The 16,591-nt window shown below is 68.8% G+C and carries 15 protein-coding genes; 12 read left to right on the top strand and 3 right to left on the bottom strand.

The annotated features are described in order from the left end of the window. Positions 1-38 precede the first annotated feature (38 nt). The 4 genes from ACFYO0_RS35210 (at position 39) to ACFYO0_RS35195 (ending at position 5,583) form a co-directional block, all read left to right on the top strand. Complete coding sequence (locus ACFYO0_RS35210; RefSeq protein ID WP_388684405.1) at positions 39-1,142, top strand: LysR family transcriptional regulator; 1,104 nt, start codon at positions 39-41, stop codon at positions 1,140-1,142. 147 nt (positions 1,143-1,289) lie between these two features. Then, positions 1,290-3,650 (top strand): arylsulfatase, encoded by a 2,361-nt coding sequence (locus tag ACFYO0_RS35205; RefSeq protein WP_388684402.1) that lies wholly within the window; start codon positions 1,290-1,292, stop codon positions 3,648-3,650. Positions 3,651-3,736: 86 nt separating this feature from the next. After that, positions 3,737-4,540 carry a formylglycine-generating enzyme family protein gene (locus ACFYO0_RS35200; protein WP_388684457.1) on the top strand — a complete coding sequence of 268 codons (804 nt, stop codon included), beginning with the start codon at positions 3,737-3,739 and terminating at the stop codon, positions 4,538-4,540. A gap of 71 nt (positions 4,541-4,611) precedes the next feature. Further along, the gene (locus ACFYO0_RS35195; RefSeq protein WP_388684399.1) at positions 4,612-5,583 is read left to right on the top strand and encodes an ABC transporter substrate-binding protein; all 972 of its coding nucleotides are present in this window, start codon (positions 4,612-4,614) and stop codon (positions 5,581-5,583) included. Between the two features lie 138 nt (positions 5,584-5,721). Here ACFYO0_RS35195 and ACFYO0_RS35190 read toward each other — a convergent pair whose 3' ends face one another. Next, on the bottom strand, positions 5,722-7,299 hold the full coding sequence (locus ACFYO0_RS35190; protein ID WP_388684397.1) for a multicopper oxidase family protein: 1,578 nt from the start codon (positions 7,297-7,299) through the stop codon (positions 5,722-5,724). Positions 7,300-7,374: 75 nt separating this feature from the next. Continuing rightward, entirely contained in the window at positions 7,375-7,827 is a 453-nt protein-coding gene (locus ACFYO0_RS35185; RefSeq protein ID WP_388684394.1) for a hypothetical protein, read from the bottom strand. Between the two features lie 538 nt (positions 7,828-8,365). Between ACFYO0_RS35185 and ACFYO0_RS35180 the strand changes: the two genes are divergently transcribed. The 3 genes from ACFYO0_RS35180 (at position 8,366) to ACFYO0_RS35170 (ending at position 11,507) form a co-directional block, all read left to right on the top strand. Beyond that, positions 8,366-8,659, top strand: a complete 294-nt coding sequence (locus ACFYO0_RS35180) for a heavy-metal-associated domain-containing protein (RefSeq protein ID WP_388684391.1) — start codon at positions 8,366-8,368, stop codon at positions 8,657-8,659. Positions 8,660-9,225: 566 nt separating this feature from the next. Continuing rightward, positions 9,226-10,671 (top strand): MFS transporter, encoded by a 1,446-nt coding sequence (locus ACFYO0_RS35175; RefSeq protein ID WP_388684389.1) that lies wholly within the window; start codon positions 9,226-9,228, stop codon positions 10,669-10,671. Between the two features lie 479 nt (positions 10,672-11,150). After that, entirely contained in the window at positions 11,151-11,507 is a 357-nt protein-coding gene (locus tag ACFYO0_RS35170; protein ID WP_388684386.1) for an NADH-quinone oxidoreductase subunit A, read from the top strand. A gap of 41 nt (positions 11,508-11,548) precedes the next feature. On the opposite strand, the gene ACFYO0_RS35165 is transcribed toward ACFYO0_RS35170, so the two are convergent. Beyond that, positions 11,549-12,085: a hypothetical protein gene (locus ACFYO0_RS35165; RefSeq protein ID WP_388684385.1), complete on the bottom strand. Its 537-nt coding sequence runs from the start codon at positions 12,083-12,085 to the stop codon at positions 11,549-11,551. Between ACFYO0_RS35165 and ACFYO0_RS35160 the strand changes: the two genes are divergently transcribed. Genes ACFYO0_RS35160 through ACFYO0_RS35140 form a run of 5 tightly spaced genes read left to right on the top strand, consistent with a single transcriptional unit; the run spans position 12,071 to position 16,586 of the window. Then, positions 12,071-12,895 (top strand): hypothetical protein, encoded by an 825-nt coding sequence (locus tag ACFYO0_RS35160; protein WP_388684383.1) that lies wholly within the window; start codon positions 12,071-12,073, stop codon positions 12,893-12,895. The genes ACFYO0_RS35165 and ACFYO0_RS35160 overlap by 15 nt on opposite strands. After that, positions 12,888-13,832: a complex I subunit 1 family protein gene (locus ACFYO0_RS35155; protein ID WP_388684380.1), complete on the top strand. Its 945-nt coding sequence runs from the start codon at positions 12,888-12,890 to the stop codon at positions 13,830-13,832. Before ACFYO0_RS35160 ends, ACFYO0_RS35155 begins: the two co-directional genes overlap by 8 nt. Before the next feature lie 50 nt (positions 13,833-13,882). Continuing rightward, the gene (locus ACFYO0_RS35150; protein WP_388684377.1) at positions 13,883-14,443 is read left to right on the top strand and encodes an NADH-quinone oxidoreductase subunit J; all 561 of its coding nucleotides are present in this window, start codon (positions 13,883-13,885) and stop codon (positions 14,441-14,443) included. After that, a complete protein-coding gene (locus ACFYO0_RS35145; RefSeq protein ID WP_388684455.1) occupies positions 14,443-14,742 on the top strand; it encodes an NADH-quinone oxidoreductase subunit NuoK in 300 nt (99 codons plus the stop codon). Before ACFYO0_RS35150 ends, ACFYO0_RS35145 begins: the two co-directional genes overlap by 1 nt. Beyond that, entirely contained in the window at positions 14,739-16,586 is a 1,848-nt protein-coding gene (locus ACFYO0_RS35140; RefSeq protein WP_388684375.1) for an NADH-quinone oxidoreductase subunit L, read from the top strand. Before ACFYO0_RS35145 ends, ACFYO0_RS35140 begins: the two co-directional genes overlap by 4 nt. Positions 16,587-16,591: the final 5 nt, after the last annotated feature.

The following is a 16,591-nucleotide window of genomic DNA, read 5'->3' as shown; positions in this document are numbered from 1 at the left end:
GGGGGTCAAGGATCTCGGCTTCGACAGGGATCCCCGCCGTGCACGACGAAGCCACCGTGCTCGAAGATGTCGTCGCTGTGCGCGGCGCCGGCGCCGGCGCCGTCGTGAGCGTCGTCGACGTGCCGCACGGTGCACTTCCAGTCGGCAGTACTCGTCAGTTCCCCACGGGCCGCGGGCCGGCAGCCCTGCGATCCCGGATTCCGAGATTCCGACCGACAGACCGACCGACGATAGTGTTACCTGGAATTAACGGAGATCCCATGGAACGACGCCAGCTGGAATATTTCATCGCCGTGGTCGAGCACGGCGGATTCACAGCCGCGGCCATTGCGCTCCACGTCGCACAGCCCTCGCTGTCCCATGCGATCCGGTCTTTGGAGCGTGAATTCGGCGGAAGCCTGTTTCACCGCCTCCCGCACGGCGTCGCACTCACCGCGGCGGGTGAGGCGCTGGTCCAGCCGGCGCAGCAGGTCCTGCGGGACCTGTCCACGGCCAGTTCCCTGGTCCGTGAAGTCCTCGGGCTCAGCGGTGGCCGGCTCGACATCGTTGCGCAGACAACCCTTTCGGTCGATCCGCTCGCCGGCATGCTGGGGCGCTTCCATCGCGCGTATCCGAAGGTTTCCGTGCGCGTGGTCGACCCGGAGCGCGGACCTGACGTGGCGCTCATGGTCGCGGCCGGCCAGTGCGAACTCGGACTGGTGGACGCTTCGGTGGCCACAACGGACCTCCGCGGGCTCGACCTGCCGGAGCAGGAGATGCACGTCGTGCTGCCCCCGGACCACCCACATCCGGGAGGCAGCACGATCACCTCGCGTGAACTGGCCGCGCTGAACCTGATCGTGACGCCCCCGGGCACCGAAACCCGGGCAGCCCTGGACGACGTGTGCACCGCGCTCGGCGTAACACCTCGGATCGTCGTGGAGACCGCCCATCGCGCGATGATCGTGCCGCTGGTCCTCTCCGGCGTCGGCGCCTCATTGCTGCCCACCTCCATGGCCAAGGACGCCGAGCTCCGCGGCGCTCGGATGCTGTCCAACCGTCCGCGGCTGCTGCGCCATGGCCGGCTGGTCTGGCGGTCGGGCCCGCTGTCGCCCGCTGCCCAGGCGTTCGTGGACCTGGCAGCCTCACCTGACCAGGAATGACGCCGGGCCCTGCCGGTATAGAAGTTTTCTATTGCCTTGATTCAAAACCGGTTCAGGAGGATTCGAGGTTCCTTATTGACCGGCGTCGGATCGCCTGTCACTTTTGCCGGGAAAAGAGCGGGTGGCATTATCCCGACGGAGAATTACATGACCGATTTCGACGCCGGACGGCACATACTCCCCCGGCCGGACACTCATCGGCCCCTGACGACCGCCATGGACGTCCACGAACAGGAGACCGCCTTCACTCCCATCGGTCCGGTTCCTCCGCCGGAGGGCGCACCGAACGTGGTGATCGTGCTCGTCGACGACCTCGGGTTCGGCACCTCCAGCGCGTTCGGCGGGCCGTGCGAGATGCCGGCCGCGGAACGACTCGCCGAGGGCGGCCTGCGCTACACCCGATTCCATGTGACGGCGCTGTGCTCGCCGACCCGGCAGGCCCTGCTGACCGGACGCAACCATCACTCGGTCGGCATGGGCGGCACCACCGAGATGGCCACAGCGGCCCCCGGGTACAACGGATTCCGGCCGCGCAGCGCGGCGACCATGGCCCAGATCCTGCAGGGCAACGGCTACAGCACGGCGGCCTTCGGCAAGTGGCACCAGACCCCACCGCGGGAGATCAGCGCGGTCGGGCCGTTCGACCGCTGGCCGACCGGGGAGGGATTCGACACCTTCTACGGGTTCATGGGCGCCGAGATGAACCACTGGTACCCCCTGCTGTACCAAGGCACCACCCCGGTCGAGCCGGACCGCCGGCCCGAGGACGGCTACCACCTCTCCGAGGACCTCGTCGACCACGCCATCGACTGGGTTCGTACGCAGCGCACCCTGACCCCCGACCGGCCGTTCTTCACCTACCTCGCGCTCGGCGCCGCGCACGCGCCTTTGCACGTCGGCCCGGAGTGGCGAGAGAAGTACCGCGGCCGCTTCGACCACGGCTGGGACCAGCAACGCGAACTGACGCTGCGGCGGCAGAAGGATCTCGGCGTCGTACCCGAGGACACGGAACTCGCGAGCTGGGCGGAAGGCGTCCCGCACTGGGACGAACTCACCGGCAACCAGCGCCGGCTGGCAGCCAGGTTCATGGAGACCTTCGCCGCCTTCACCGAACACGCCGACGTACAGGTCGGCAGGTTCATCGACGCCGTGGAGGAACTCGGCGAGCTGGACAACACGATCGTCCTCTACATCCTCGGCGACAACGGCGCTTCCGGCGAAGGCGGCATCGAGGGGACGATCGTCGAGCACCGGCTCGGCCACGGCATCGTCGACGACCCGGACGAGATGATCGACCACCTCGAGGAGATCGGCGGCCCGCACAGCTACCCGATCGCCCCCGCGGGATGGGCGCTCGCGCTGAACACCCCCTACCAGTGGACCAAGCAGGTGGCCTCACACTTCGGCGGCACCCGGGACGGCATGATCCTGCACTGGCCCGAGCGCGTCGGGGAACGAGGCGGCCTTCGTCACCAGTTCTCCCACGTGATCGATGTGCTGCCGACGATCCTCGACTGCGTGGGCGTCCCGGCGCCGTTCAGCGTCGACGGGGTGACGCAGCAGCCCATCGAGGGGACGAGCATGCGGCGGACACTCACCGATCCCCAGGCGCCCGAGCATCGCCGCACGCAGTACTTCGAGATGTGCGGCAACCGCGGCATCTACCACGACGGCTGGATGGCGGTCACCCGGCACGGCATCCCCTGGGAGATGATCCCGGACAAGAACCGGCGGTTCGCCGACGACGTGTGGGAGCTCTACGATCTCGACCACGACTGGAGTCAGGCCCACGACCTCGCCGCCGAGTTCCCCGAGAAGCTGCGCGGCCTGCAGGATCTCTTCCTGATCGAAGCCGCGAAGTACCAGGTCTTCCCCCTGGACGACCGGGTCACCGAACGGGAGAACCCCGCTGTTGCCGGCCGTATCGATCTGCTCGGAAACCGGAAGTCCGTGACCTACCGCGGAGGAATGCGCCGGTTCACCGAAGAGACCACACCCAACATCAAGAACCGCTCGCACAGCATCACCGCGGACATCGACGTGCCGGACACGGCGGCCGAGGGCGTACTCATCGCGCAGGGCGGCCGATTCGGCGGCTGGACCCTCTATGTCACCGGTGGAAGGCCGGCCTACGCCTACAACTACTTCGGAATGAGCCTGTACACCGTTCGCGGTGACCGGTCCCTGACACCGGGACGGCACGAGGTCCGGCTCGAATTCGACTATGACGGAGGCGGACTCGGCAAGGGCGGAACCGCCGTGCTCCTGGTGGACGGCGAGAAGCACGCGACCGGCCGGGTCGACCGGACGATCCCCTACTACTTCTCCTTCGACGAGACACTCGACGTAGGAGTGGACCTCAGTACACCGGTGACCGACGAATATCCCGCCCTGGACAACGAGTTCACCGGGACCATTCGCACAGTCCGCATCGACCTGGACCTCCCCACCGACGGATCGTCCGAATTCGACGGTGGACTGCACCGGCGCGTCATGGGGGCCCAGTGAGCTGCTGCACGCCCTCCGGCGGCCGGGGGGCGGACCGGCCACCGGCACGGCGGACCGCCGCCGTCCTCAGGGCGGACACCGACGGCATGGTGACCGTTCCCACCGGCGAGTTCTTCATGGGCAGCGAGGACGCGCTCGCCTACCCCGCCGACAGGGAAGGCCCGGTGCGGACGGTGCACGTCAACGCCTTCTCGATCGACGCCTGCACGGTGACGAACGCGCGGTTCGCGCGCTTCGCCGCCGAAACCGGGTACCGGTCCTCCGCCGAGCGGACCGGCTGGTCGTTCGTCTTCGCCGGTCTGCTCCCGGACGACTTCCCGCCGACCCGCGGAGTGGTGGGCGCGCCCTGGTGGCGCCAGGTCGAGGGCGCCGACTGGCGTCATCCCGACGGACCGCACTCCACGTGGGAGGACCGCGCGGATCACCCGGTCGTCCACGTCGACTTCCACGACGCCCACGCCTACTCCTCCTGGGCCGGCAAGCGCCTGCCCACCGAGGCGGAATGGGAACGCGCCGCCCGAGGGGGACTGCACGGCAAGGTGTTCCCCTGGGGCGACGAGCTCGAGCCGGGCGGTCGCCCCCGGATGAACGTGTGGCAGGGCGACTTCCCCAACCGGCACCCGACGGCCGACGGCTGGTACGGCACGTGTCCGGTCGACGCCTACGAGCCCAATGGCTTCGGCCTGTACAACGTCACCGGCAACGTCTGGGAATGGTGTGACGCCCCGTTCTCCCGGGCGGACGACGGGGGGCAGCGCGTCGCCAAAGGCGGCTCCTACCTGTGCCATGCGTCGTACTGCCGCCGCTACAGGGTCGCCGCAAGGCAGGGCCTGCCCCCGGACTCGGCAACCGGCAATGTGGGGTTCCGGTGCGCCCTGGACATGGCTTGATCCCTGCATGGCCCGTGTTCAACTCGATCACCAGGCGACGGCTCACGCGCCGACGCAATAGGAGCAAGACCATGGCAGAGCAAGCAAGACAGTGGCGCGTCGCCTCGGCGGGCCTGGCGGTCCTCAGTCTCACCCTCACCGCCTGCGGAGGCGCGAAGGTCGGTGAAAGCACCACCGGGTCGGACAGCAGCTCGGGCAAGTGCGGCACCTTCAATCTCGCGGTCAACCCCTGGGTGGGCTATGAAGCGAATGCGGCGGTCATCGGCCATGTCGCGGAGACGAAGCTCGGCTGCAAGGTCACCAACAAGGACCTGAAGGCGGAGATCGGCTGGCAGGGCTTCGAAACCGGCGAGGTCGACGCCATCCTCGAGAACTGGGGCCACGAGGACCTGAAGAAGAAGTACATCACCAAGCAGAAGACCGCCGTCAGCCTCGGCCCGACCGGCCTCAAGGGCATCATCGGCTGGTACATCCCCCCGTGGCTCGCGAAGAAGTACCCGGACATCACCAACTGGAAGAACCTCAACAAGTACGCGTCCAACTTCAAGACATCCGAATCGGGCGGCAAGGGGCAGCTGCTGGACGGCGATCCGTCGTACCAGACCAACGACGAAGCCCTGGTGAAGAACCTGAAGCTGGACTTCAAGGTGGTGTACGCGGGGAGCGAGACCGCGCTCATCCAGGCTTTCCGGGACGCCGAGCAGAACAAGAAATGGATGATCGGCTACTTCTACGAGCCGCAGTGGTTCCTCTCGGAGATACCACTGGTCCATATAGAACTGCCCAAGCACACGGCGGGCTGTGACGCCGATCCCGCGAAGGTCGCATGCGACTATCCCGTCTTCGACCTCGACAAGATCGTCAGCACCCGGTTCGCCAAGTCGGGCAGTCCGGCCTATGACCTGGTGAAGAACTTCAAGTGGACGAACGAAGACCAGAACACCGTGGCGAAGTACATCGCGCTGGACAAGATGTCGCCGGAAGCGGCGGCGAAGAAGTGGGTCGAAGCGAACCCCGACAAGGTCGAGGCCTGGCTCGGCTAGGAGCGGGTAGAGGCGTTCCACGTCGTGACAGGGCGCGCCACACGCCAGGCCGTCGTTCGGTGCCTGAACGGCAGGGGCAGGCGCCGAAGGAACAGCGCCCGCCCCTGGTCCGCGAATTGAAGATGGGGCACGTGAACGTCAGGCCGGATAGGCCACGTTCGCCATCATCCCGGCCTCGCCGTGGTACGCGTTGTGGCAGTGCAGCATCCACTGGCCCGGGTTGTCGGCGTCGAAGAAGACGGACAACTTCTTCTTCGGCAGCACGATCGCGGTGTCCTTGCGGGGACCGGAGGTACCGATCTGGTACGTGTGGCCGTGCAGGTGCATCGGGTGCCACATGTCCGTGTCATTGAAGAAGTCGAGCCGTACGCGCTGACCCTCCTCGATCATGATGGGGTTCGCTTCGGGGTTGCCCATGTCGAAGGGCTTGCCGTTGATGGCCCAGTTGTACTCGGCCATGCCGCCGGTCAGCTTGAGTTCGTGCGTTACGTCGGTCCTGGCGGACTTCAGGCGTACGTCGTCGTCGGCGCGGAGCTGGGAGGCCGTCATGATGAGGCCGTCGAGTTCCTTCGGGCGGACGGTCGGCTTCGGGGCGCTTCCCGAGCCCGTGCGCACCAGGGCGAAGCCGTTCGCGTTCTTGCCCTCGGCCACGGCGACGAGCGGGAAGGCCCCGTCCCCGAGGGTGACGAGGACGTCGTAGCGCTCGCCCATGCCGACGAGCAGGGCGTCCACCTCCTGGTGCTGGACCGGGAAGCCGTCGGTGTGGGTGATGGTGAGCTTGTGGTCGCCGAGGGCGACACGGTAGGCGGTGTCCCCGCCCGCGTTGATGATCCTCAGCCGTACCTTCTTGCCCGGCCTGCCGGTGTAGACGGACGGGTCGGCCGCCACGCGGCCGTTGATGAGGTGGTGCGGGTACTTCACGTCGCCGGCGTCGCCGCCGAGCAGGTCGCTCTCGGCGCCCATGAGCATGAACTTCATCGACATACCGCCGGAGGAGGAGGCCGAGGGTGACGCGGAGTCACCCATGTCCATCCCGCCCATGTCCCCCATGTCGTGGCCCTCCATGCCGCCCATCCCCTGCCTGACCTCCGCGAAGACCTCGTCAGGGGTGCCGGTGACCCCGTCGACCCAGTCGTCGAGGAGGACGACCCACTCGTCGTCGTACGCGAGGGGCTCCTTGGGGTCCTCGACGATCAGCGGAGCGTACAGGCCGCGGTCGAGCTGGACGCCGACGTGCGGGTGGAAGAAGTACGTGCCCGGGTGGTCGGTGATGAACTTGTACGTGAAGGTGGAGCCGGCCCGGACGGCACTCTGGGTGGCGGGCGGCACGCCGTCCATGTCGTTGCGCAGCGCGATGCCGTGCCAATGGATCGACGTGGGTGTCTTGTTCGGAAGCTGGTTCGACAACTCGGCGACCAGGGTGTCGCCGACGGAGAGTCGGATCTCCTTGCCCGGGGCACGGCCGTCGAAGGCCCAGGTCCTGGGCATGACGCCGCCACCCAGGTCGATCATGGCCGGTGCGGCGGTCAAGGTGACCTTCTGCTGGCGTCCGGTGCTCTTGCGCCTCTTCTCTGTGGCGGCGACCGCCGAGGCGTTGGGGTTGATCAGGGCGTTGCCGCTACCGGAGCCACTCGCATTGGTGCAGGCGGTGAGTGCTCCGGCGCCTGCGGCTCCCAGCCCGGCGAGCAGGACGGAGCGGCGGTTGATGCTGTTCATCGTGTTGTGTCCTCTGTTTCGAAACTGCCGATGCGGTCACGGAGGGACGGCACATCGCGTGCCGTCCGGCGCGGCCTATATGCGCAGTTGCGAGAGGACGGACAGATCGGGCGGGGAACGGCCGACCGTACTGGCGGGGACACGCCCTGCCACGGCACGCTCCAGGTCCGCGGGCGAGCAGAACGCGCTCCGGCCTGGCTCGGCCAGTTGCACGGAACCGACGCTCGCCGTGGTGCAGTGCTGCATACCGGGCATGGCGCAGGCGCCGGAATCGACGCCGTGCGCGGACGATTCCGCCGCGGACGGTGTCGCCTCGCCCGCCATCACATGACCCGTATGCGCCATCGCATGAGCTGCGTGGGCGGGAACCGGCATGCGGGCAGAGCCGGACATGGGCGAGGCGGTCGTCATGGACGTCATGGACGTCTCGTGGTGGACGAGCACGGCCAGCGCGACGCACAGGGTGAGGAACACCCCGTACGCCCAGCGGACGGCCGTGCCGCCACTGCGAGCCGCCTGTATCGCCATGAGTTCCACCTGTGCCGTGCTGACTGGTCACCGGAGTCGCATATTACCCCCTGGGGGTAAATACGGCTTCACGGCCCGATGCGATCTTCATCGGCCCGACAGCCCTCCGTTCGACGACTCCGCGGGCGTCGCCCACCGAGTCCACAGTTCTCCCGAGACGTGGCCGTGGGCGGTGCCAGCACTTGCGTGCCACTTCCTGTCGCACCGCCCACGGCCACGCTCATTGTCCGGTCGCGTGCGAGCACGGCCGGGGCCTCCGCGCCGTCGAGGCGGCAGCGGAAGCACGAATCAGCTTAGTACTGCTTGGGACGCTCGGGGTCGCCCGCGACAGAGAAGGGGAGGCCAGAAGGGGAGGCCAAGGGGCTTCGCGGACTCACCTGCTGAGCGCACATGAGTGGCGGGTGGGTGTCATCGCAGGCCGCAACACCCTTTTCATACCCCTAGGGGGTATTGGTATAGTGTTGGCGTCACGGACGGGCCGGGGGACAACACCCCACCCGGAAACCAATCCACCACCCACACTCCGAGGATGTAGCAAATGACCACCCAGACGAACTCCAACTCCGGCTCCTGCTGCGGCTCCTGTGGCTCCGGCGACGCGGTCGCCGTCCAGGGCGTCGGCCTCACCACCACCTATAAGGTGACCGGGATGACCTGCGGCCACTGCGAGAGCTCGGTCTCCCAGGAGATCTCCGCCCTGGACGGCGTCACTGCGGTCAAGGCCGTCGCCAAGACTGGCGAGGTCACCGTCACCTCCGCCGCCCCGCTCGACGAAGACGCCGTCCGCGCCGCCGTCGACGAGGCCGGTTACGAGCTCGTCGGCCGCGCCTGACAGCCCCCTCCGGGCCCCACGGTCCCGAACTCGCATATCGCCCCCCCCCGGGCCGGGACGTACCGCTCCGCCGATACGGACGCCCTACGTCCCGGCCTCCCCCTGACGCCCGGCCCGATGAGGCCGGGCGCCTCAATGTCGAGCCCGTCACCCGCGCCGGCCTCCCGACTCGTCGACTCAGTCCCCGAGCGCGCCGGAAGCCCTGCCCAAGAACGACAAGTTCGTGGAGGTCGGCCGCTTCATCGACGAGGGCGGCAGCAACGACCGGGGCATACAGACGTCAACCGATGACCCTGGAGCAGTCACCGGACACAACGAGCCGCAACCTCAGACACAGCCCCAACACCCGCTTGAGCAGGACGACTTCGGCAGATCCCACCCCGCATAGAGACCTGCAGGGGCGGCTCGAGGTTGCCAGCGACAGCGCTCCGGTACGCATACACGGAGCATACCCCCGAGGGGTAAAAGAGAACCGCACCAAACCCCCCTTGCATACCCCCCACCCGTATGCTAACTTGCCTTCCCGTCATACCCCCTGGGGGTATATCGAGAGGAAGGAAAACCTCATGTCAACCGTCAACCCCCGGCGCTGGTGGGCATTACTCGTGCTCGCCACCGCCCAGTTCATGGTGATCATGGACACCTCGATCATCGGCGTGGCCCTGCCCGAGATGCAGCGCGATCTCGGCTTCTCTCAGGGCGATCTCCAGTGGGTGTTCAACGCGTACGTCATCGCCTTCGGCGGCCTACTGCTCCTCGGCGGCCGGCTCTCCGACCTGCTCGGCGCCCGGCGGATCTTCGTGAGCGGCTGGACCGTACTGATCGCAGGCTCCGTAGTGGCCGCTGCCGCGACGACGGCATGGGTGGAAGTCCTGGGTCGCGCCGTCCAGGGCGTGGGCGGCGCGCTCATCGCACCCGCCTCCATGACCCTGCTGATGATGCTCTTCAGCCACGACCCGAGGGAACTCGGCAAGGCCCTCGCGCTCTACGGCGCGGCGGCCCCGGCCGGCGGCACGGCGGGCGTCTTCCTCGGCGGCGTCTTCACCGAATGGGCCAGCTGGCCCTGGGTGTTCATCATCTACATCCCGATCGGCGTCGCCACACTGCTGGCCACCGGACTGTTGCCGTCGGTCGCGAGTCGGCGCGGCGCCATCGACGTTCTCGGTGCAGCGTCCGTCACGGCCGGTCTGGCGCTCGCGGTGTTCGCCGTCGTCCGCGCCCCCGAGGTCGGCTGGGGCGCGGGTCAGACCGTCCTGGAGCTGATCGGCGCCGCCGTACTCCTCGGGCTGTTCCTCGTCCTCCAGCGCTCGATCAAGGCGCCGCTCATGCCTCTCGGTGTATGGCGCACCCCTGGCCTCGCCCCGTCGAACCTGGCGATGACGCTGCTGGGCGCGGCCTGGATCCCGATGTGGTATTTCCTCAACCTCTACCTCCAGCAGGTACTCGGCTACGGGGCCTTCGCCAGCGGCGCCGTGCTGCTGCCGATGACCGGCCTGCTGATGCTCTTCATGACGATGGTCACCGCACGACTGCTCGGCCGCTTCGGCCCGAAGCCGCTGATCGTGGGAGGTCTGTTCGTCCTCGCCGCGGGCCTGCTGTGGCTGGCCGCAGTCGAGCCGACGGGCACGTTCGTGGTGGACGTGCTGCCGGCCTCGCTGGTGGCCGCGCTCGGCATGTCGCTGGCGTACATCCCGGCGATGATGGCCGCCATGTCGGGCGTACCCCAGGAGCAGGCGGGTCTGGCCTCCGGCATCGTCAACACCACCTACCAGGTGGGCTCCGCCCTCGGGCTGGCCGCGCTCACCGCGCTCGCCACGTCGCAGGGTGCGGGGGAACTCGGCGACCTTTCCGCCCTCACCGACGGATTCAGCGCCGCGTTCCTGGCAGCCGCCGCCATCGCGGCCGCCGGCGGCCTGCTGACCGCACTGCTCATGCGCGGCAGCAGGTCCACGAACGGCCAGGGGGCCCACGAACCCACTGCCCGGCCGCAGGACGAATCCGTGACCATCTAGGAGGCCGTTGAAACTGTGTGATCTCGTCGTGGAAACGGGCGACTCGACGGCCACCGCACGGTCCTTCAGAAGGGCAGCACCCTTCGAGGGACCGAGCGGTGGCCGCAAGCGTTCGCGGTCACGTTCGAACCCTCCGAGGCCGCGCCGCTCGAGCACCCCCGAACCGCTCGCGCCCTCGGCGCGGGAGTGCTGTCCGCCTGCGCGGTCGACTGTCAGCCACCCCCGGCATTACCCCAAGGGGGTATACTGTCGTCTCGTCGTGTCAGCGTTACTCATCTGGCGCCCCTCGCCTGTGGGCACCGGCTCTGGAGGGCTGGCACGGCGTACGCCAAATCGTTGACGGACACGACCACTGGAGGCAGTTGAGGCCGGGACGAGACACCTCGTCAGCCCCGGTGTCGTAAGTTCCGCACGTCACGGCTGGCCGACATGCCGCCGCCGGGGTAACCGGCTGGGGCAATCCTCGACAGGGAGTCCGTGTGCAGACATCCGACTGGCAACCGGTCCTGCTCCTCCTCGTGCTGGTCGTCGCGGCCGTCGTGCTGCTCCATGCCGCGTCCATTGCGCTGCGGGCGATCCGCGCGCCGCTGCACACCGGACCGTTCAGCGGAGGGCTCGAACCACAAGAGCATCCCCTCTCCCGGTTCCACGTGCGCTGGTATCCGGTCACGATGGTCTTCCTGGCCTTCGACATGGAGATGTTGTTCATGTATCCGTGGACGAAGGTCGTCTCGGCCGTCGGTACGACCGCGGTCATCGAGATGTTCCTCTTCCTGGGCATCCTGCTCGCCGGTGTCGGTTACGCCTGGCGGGAGGGGGCTTTCCGGTGGAGTTGAGGCACAGGTTCTTGCGAACGGCCGTTTCCCGGCCGGGAGTTCTACTGGCGGTGTCCCCTGGAACCACGCGCGAGCGGCTCGCCGTCGAGGCGGAGCTGGTGCGTCGGGGATGGCCGTGTGTGAGCGCGCCCGCGGAGGCTGATCTGCTCGTGGTCCTGGGTGGTCACCACGCCGGGCAGAACGACGAGGAGAGCGCCTGGGCAGCGAATCTGTGGCGCGCGATCCCGGCGCCCAAGGCCCGCGTACCCATCACGGACGCCGGGCAGGTCGCCGACGCTCTCGATCGCGGACTCGCCGAGCTTCGGCGCGGGGAACCGCCACGTCACCATCACCACGAGGACGACGCGCACGACCATCGCGACGGGCAGGGCAAGGCCGAGCACACCGCGCATGACACGCATGAGAACCCCGGAGCACCCGAAGGTCACGACCGCCACGCCGGTCACGAGGATCATCACGGTGAGCACGAGGGCGACGAGGGGCACGCCGGCGGACACAGCAGTGACGACATGCACAGCGGGCATGACATGCATGGCGGTCACGACATGCATGGTGATCACGACATGCACGGCGGCCATGACGGCCACGCCATGGGCGTCGTGGACGGTCTGCCCATGGCCGATCGCGCCGACGACCGCGACGGGCTGAGGCTCGACCGGCTCCACGTGCCGCTCGGGCCGGCCCTCGTCGACTGGCCCGCCGGCCTCGTCCTGCGTGTGGCTCTGCAGGGCGACATCGTCCAGCAGGTCAGCGTGGAGGCGAAGGGGTCCGCTTCGCCGCATCCACCCTTCTGGAACGAGCCGTGGCTGCGGGCGCTCAGGGGCGAGCGGGTGTCCCAGGGGGAGGCTGCGAGGCGGCTGTGTGCCGCGCATCTGGACAGTCTGGGCAGGTTCTTCGCTGTGACGGGGTGGGCCGGCATGGCCGCCCGCTTCCAGCGCGGCCGGGATCGTGCCCTGGCCGGAGCCGACGCCGCGGAACTCCGCGATCTGCTACGTCCCCTGATCCGTCGGGCGGAGCGCTCGCGGACCCTGCGGTGGCTGACCGCCGGGCTGGGACCCCTCACCGCTGAGCACGCGCGGCACCTTGGGGTCACGGGCCCTCCCCTGGTCGCCGGCGGAGATGCGTACGACCGGATGCGCGCGTGGCTCGATGCCGCCTGGCGCAGTGCGGCCGAGTGCGACGACACCGAGGCGCTGGACACGGCCCAGGTCATCGGGCCGCGCGGGCGGGTCGACGGACCGGTGCCTCCGTCACGGGCGCTGCTGGATGCTCTGCCCGGCTTGCTGGAGGGCGCGGAGTTCGCCGGCGCGCGGATCATCGTCGCGAGTCTCGACCCGGACCTCGACGAACTCGCGCACGTGCCGGCGGTGGGGATGGCCCATGGCTGACAGCGCACCGCTGTGGGCGGTCTTCGTCCTGCCTGTTCTCCTGCTCTCGGTCGCTCTGGTGACGGCCGGATTCGATGCCGTGCTCGCGGCCGGTGCCCGGGGCGGGCGAGCACGGTCCCTGGGTGAGGCGGCCGTCCGCGCGGCGGTTCCCGTCCGGGAGGTGCTGCGGCAGTTCGTGCAGCAGCCACGGCGCACTCGGGCCTCCGATGTGCCGCTGGCCCGGATCGGGGCGGCTCTCCTCCCCGTCGCCGCGATGCTCGCTGCCGTCGTGCTGCCGCTCGGCTTCCGGTCGGTGAGCGATCTGCCGGAGGGGATCGTCTGGTTCAACGCGATGGAGGCGTTGGCCTGGGCTGCGGTGTGGCTGGCGGGCTGGGGGCCGAACTCGACGCTCTCGCTCATCGGCGGTTATCGCTTCCTCGCGCAGGGACTGGCGTACGAGCTGCCGCACATGCTCGCGATCACCACCGCAGCGCTCGGGGCCGAGTCGCTTCGGGTCGGTGAAGTCGTGGGCGCACAGGCGGGGTTGTGGTTCGCGGTGTGGATGCCGGCCGCGTTCGGGATCTATCTGCTGAGTGCGATGGCGATGGCGTTCTGGGGGCCGTTCGACCAGCCCGCGGGGCGCGACGTGGCCGGCGGCGTGGCCGCCGAGTTGTCTGGCGCTGACCGGGTGCTCTTCCTCGGTGGCCGGTGGCTGCTGCTGGTCGTGGCCGCGGCGTTCAGCGTGCCGCTCTTCCTGGGCGGCGGATACGGGCCATGGCTGCCCGGCTGGGTGTGGACCATCCTCAAGACCGCTGCCGTACTGGCGTTCCTGGTCTGGGTTCGGCACAGGGTCCCGACCGTGCGGATGGAGCGCTATGTGGAGCTGGCCTGGGTCGTGCTGACTCCGCTCGCCATCGTGCAGGCGCTGGTGGTGGCCGTGGTGGTGCTCAATCGGTGACGTCCTCGAGGTGCACGAGGCCCATGACGAGAGCGAGGTGTCGTAGGTAAATGGATGTCGCGGTCTTCTGGATCCTCGCCGTCCTGGCGGTGATCAGCGGCGCGATGGTGTTCCGCTTCGACTCCATGGCCCGTGCGACGTTCTCCCTGCTGGCCTCGCTGCTGTGCGTCGGTGGGCTCGTCGTGCTGCTGGGGCTCGACTACCTGGGGATCGTCATCGTGCTGATGATGACCATCGAAATGGCCATCATGGCTGTCTTCATGGTGATGTACATGATGAACCCGGCCGGGCTCATGCCGATGACGATGATGCACAACAAGCGGGGTGCGGCCGTCGTCTGCGGCCTCGTCTTCCTGCTCCTCGCCGCGGGGATCCTGTTCGCTCCTTGGCCGGCCCGGCGAGGGAAGGCCTCCGCCGATCCCACCATGGAACTCGGCATGTCCCTCATGGGCCCGCAGATGCTCACCATGATGACGCTGGGTATGGCGCTGTTCGCGACGATCGTCGCCACAGTGGTGCTGGCCACCCGCCGGGGACGCTACGACCGGCTCGGCGACGATCTGCGGGCACATCGCGCGGACGATCCCGTACGGGGCGGTGTCGGCCGGTGATGGAACTGTTCCTGCTGCTGGCCGCCGCGCTGTTCTGCATCGGGCTGTTCGGGGCGCTCACCCAGCAGTCGATCGTGATGCTGATGATGGGCCTGGAACTGATGCTGGGCGGGGTCATCCTGGGCGCCGCGACCGCCTGGCACTACATCGCCCCGGCGGCCACAGACGGACAGGTCCTGATCGTCCTGGCCGTGACGGCGATGGCCCTGGAGATGGCGATCGGCTTTGCCGTCGTCACCGCACTGTTCCGGTCGCGGGAGGTCGACATGACCGACATGGCGGCGGAGTTGAAGGAGTGAGCGCCCTGTTGTGGGCGCTGGTCGCCCTGCCGCTCGGCGCCGGTGTGGTGCTGCTCGTGATGGGGCGCCGGGCCGATCGCGCGGCACCACCTGTGGCTGTCGCCGTGGCGGCCGTTGCTCTGGGCCTCGCCATCGCCGCAGCCTTTCGGCACCCTGCCGTCGGGGCACCGCTCCTCGACGGGCTTCCGGTGCGACTCACGGTGGACGGCCTGTCCGGTCTGATGGCGGTCACGGTCACCGCGGTCACGCTGGCCGTACTCCTCTTCAGCGCCGCCGAGTTCGGTACCGGCGAGGCGCGGGCGCGCTTCTTCGGCCTGATGCTGCTGTTCGCCGGGAGCATGCTCGTCACGGTCACCGCCGCGACTCTCCCGGTCCTGCTGATGGCGTGGGAGATCATGGGCGCCACCTCGTGGGCGCTGATCGGCTACTGGTGGCGGGACCCGAACCGTACGAGCGCGGCAGACACCGCATTCCTCACCACCCGCGCCGCAGACCTCGGTCTGTATCTGGCGGCAGGTGCCGCACTCGCGAGCGGCCGGGATACGACACTGTCGCTCGAGGGACTCGCTCGCGCCGACGATCCCTGGCTGTCCGTCATCACCGCGGGCGTCATCGCCTCCGCCTTCGGCAAATCCGCCCAACTGCCCTTCAGCTTCTGGCTCTCGAAGGCCATGCAGGGCCCCAGCCCGGTCTCCGCGCTGCTGCACTCCGCGACCATGGTCGTCGCGGGCGCGTACCTGCTGCTGCGGACCGGGCCACTGCTGGACGCATCCGGCTGGGGCGACGATGTGGTCGCGTGGACGGGCGCCGCCACCGCGCTCTGCCTGGGACTGGTCGCGGTGGCGCAGACCGACCTCAAACAGCTGCTCGCCGCGTCGACCTGTGCCCAGATCGGCTTCATGGTGCTGGCTGCGGGAACCGACGCGACCTCCGGTGGCACGCTGCAACTCATCGCCCACGCTGCGGCGAAGAGCCTGCTGTTCCTTGCCGCCGGGGCCTGGCTGACCGCACTGGGCACCCAACAGCTCCGCGAGCTGCTCGGCGCCGCGCGCCACCACCGGACCGTCGGCTTGGCCTTCACCACGGCCGCCCTCTCCTTGGCCGGGATTCCTCCGCTGTCGCTGTGGGCCGCCAAGGACGTCCTGCTCGCGGGAGCCCTGGAGACCAGCCCTTGGTTGTACGGCGTCGCGCTGGCGGCTGCCCTCTTGTCGGCGGTCTACAGCACCAAGGCCGCCTGGCACCTGTGGCAGCCGGCGGTCCCGCGACCGGAAGCGCGCCGTATCCCGGGCGGCGCCGTGGGGACCTTGGCCCTGCTGGCCCTGGCCTGCCTCGCGCTGACACCGGTGGCCTTCCCACCGCTGCGTGACAGTGTCGGGCGCGTACTCGCGTCCGCGGGTCAACCTGACCCGCACGTCTGGGAGTTCGTGCTGTCCGGGGTTCTCGCTCTGCTGGCGGCCGCGGTCACCTGGACCTGGGGCACGCGCCCCCTGCCCTTGCCCGCACGGGCGAAGTCGGGCTTCGCGGACTGGCTGCTTCTCGAGCGTGCCGCTCATGTACTCCTGGTCGGTCCCGTGATGCGGCTCGCACGCGCCGCCGCTGCCTTCGACGATCGTGTCGTGGATCGCGCCGTCGACGGTTCGGCCGCGGCTGCCATGCGGTTCGCCCGCTGGACGGACGGCGTCCTGGAGCGTGCCGTCGACGGCACGGTGGCCTCGGTCGCTGCCGGTACGCGTGCGCTCGGCCAGTGGGCCCGCCGCCCGCAAACGGGCCAGCTGCACCAGTACCTCGCCCAGGCCGTCGCCGCCTTCACCGTCCTCGCCGTCGTGATCGTCCTCGTGAGGTGACCCAC

It is taken from the genome of Streptomyces sp. NPDC006365 (genome assembly GCF_042870755.1).
In the GTDB taxonomy this organism is placed as follows: Bacteria; Actinomycetota; Actinomycetes; order Streptomycetales; family Streptomycetaceae; genus Streptomyces; species Streptomyces xiangluensis.
This window is presented reverse-complemented; position numbering and strand designations above follow the sequence as displayed.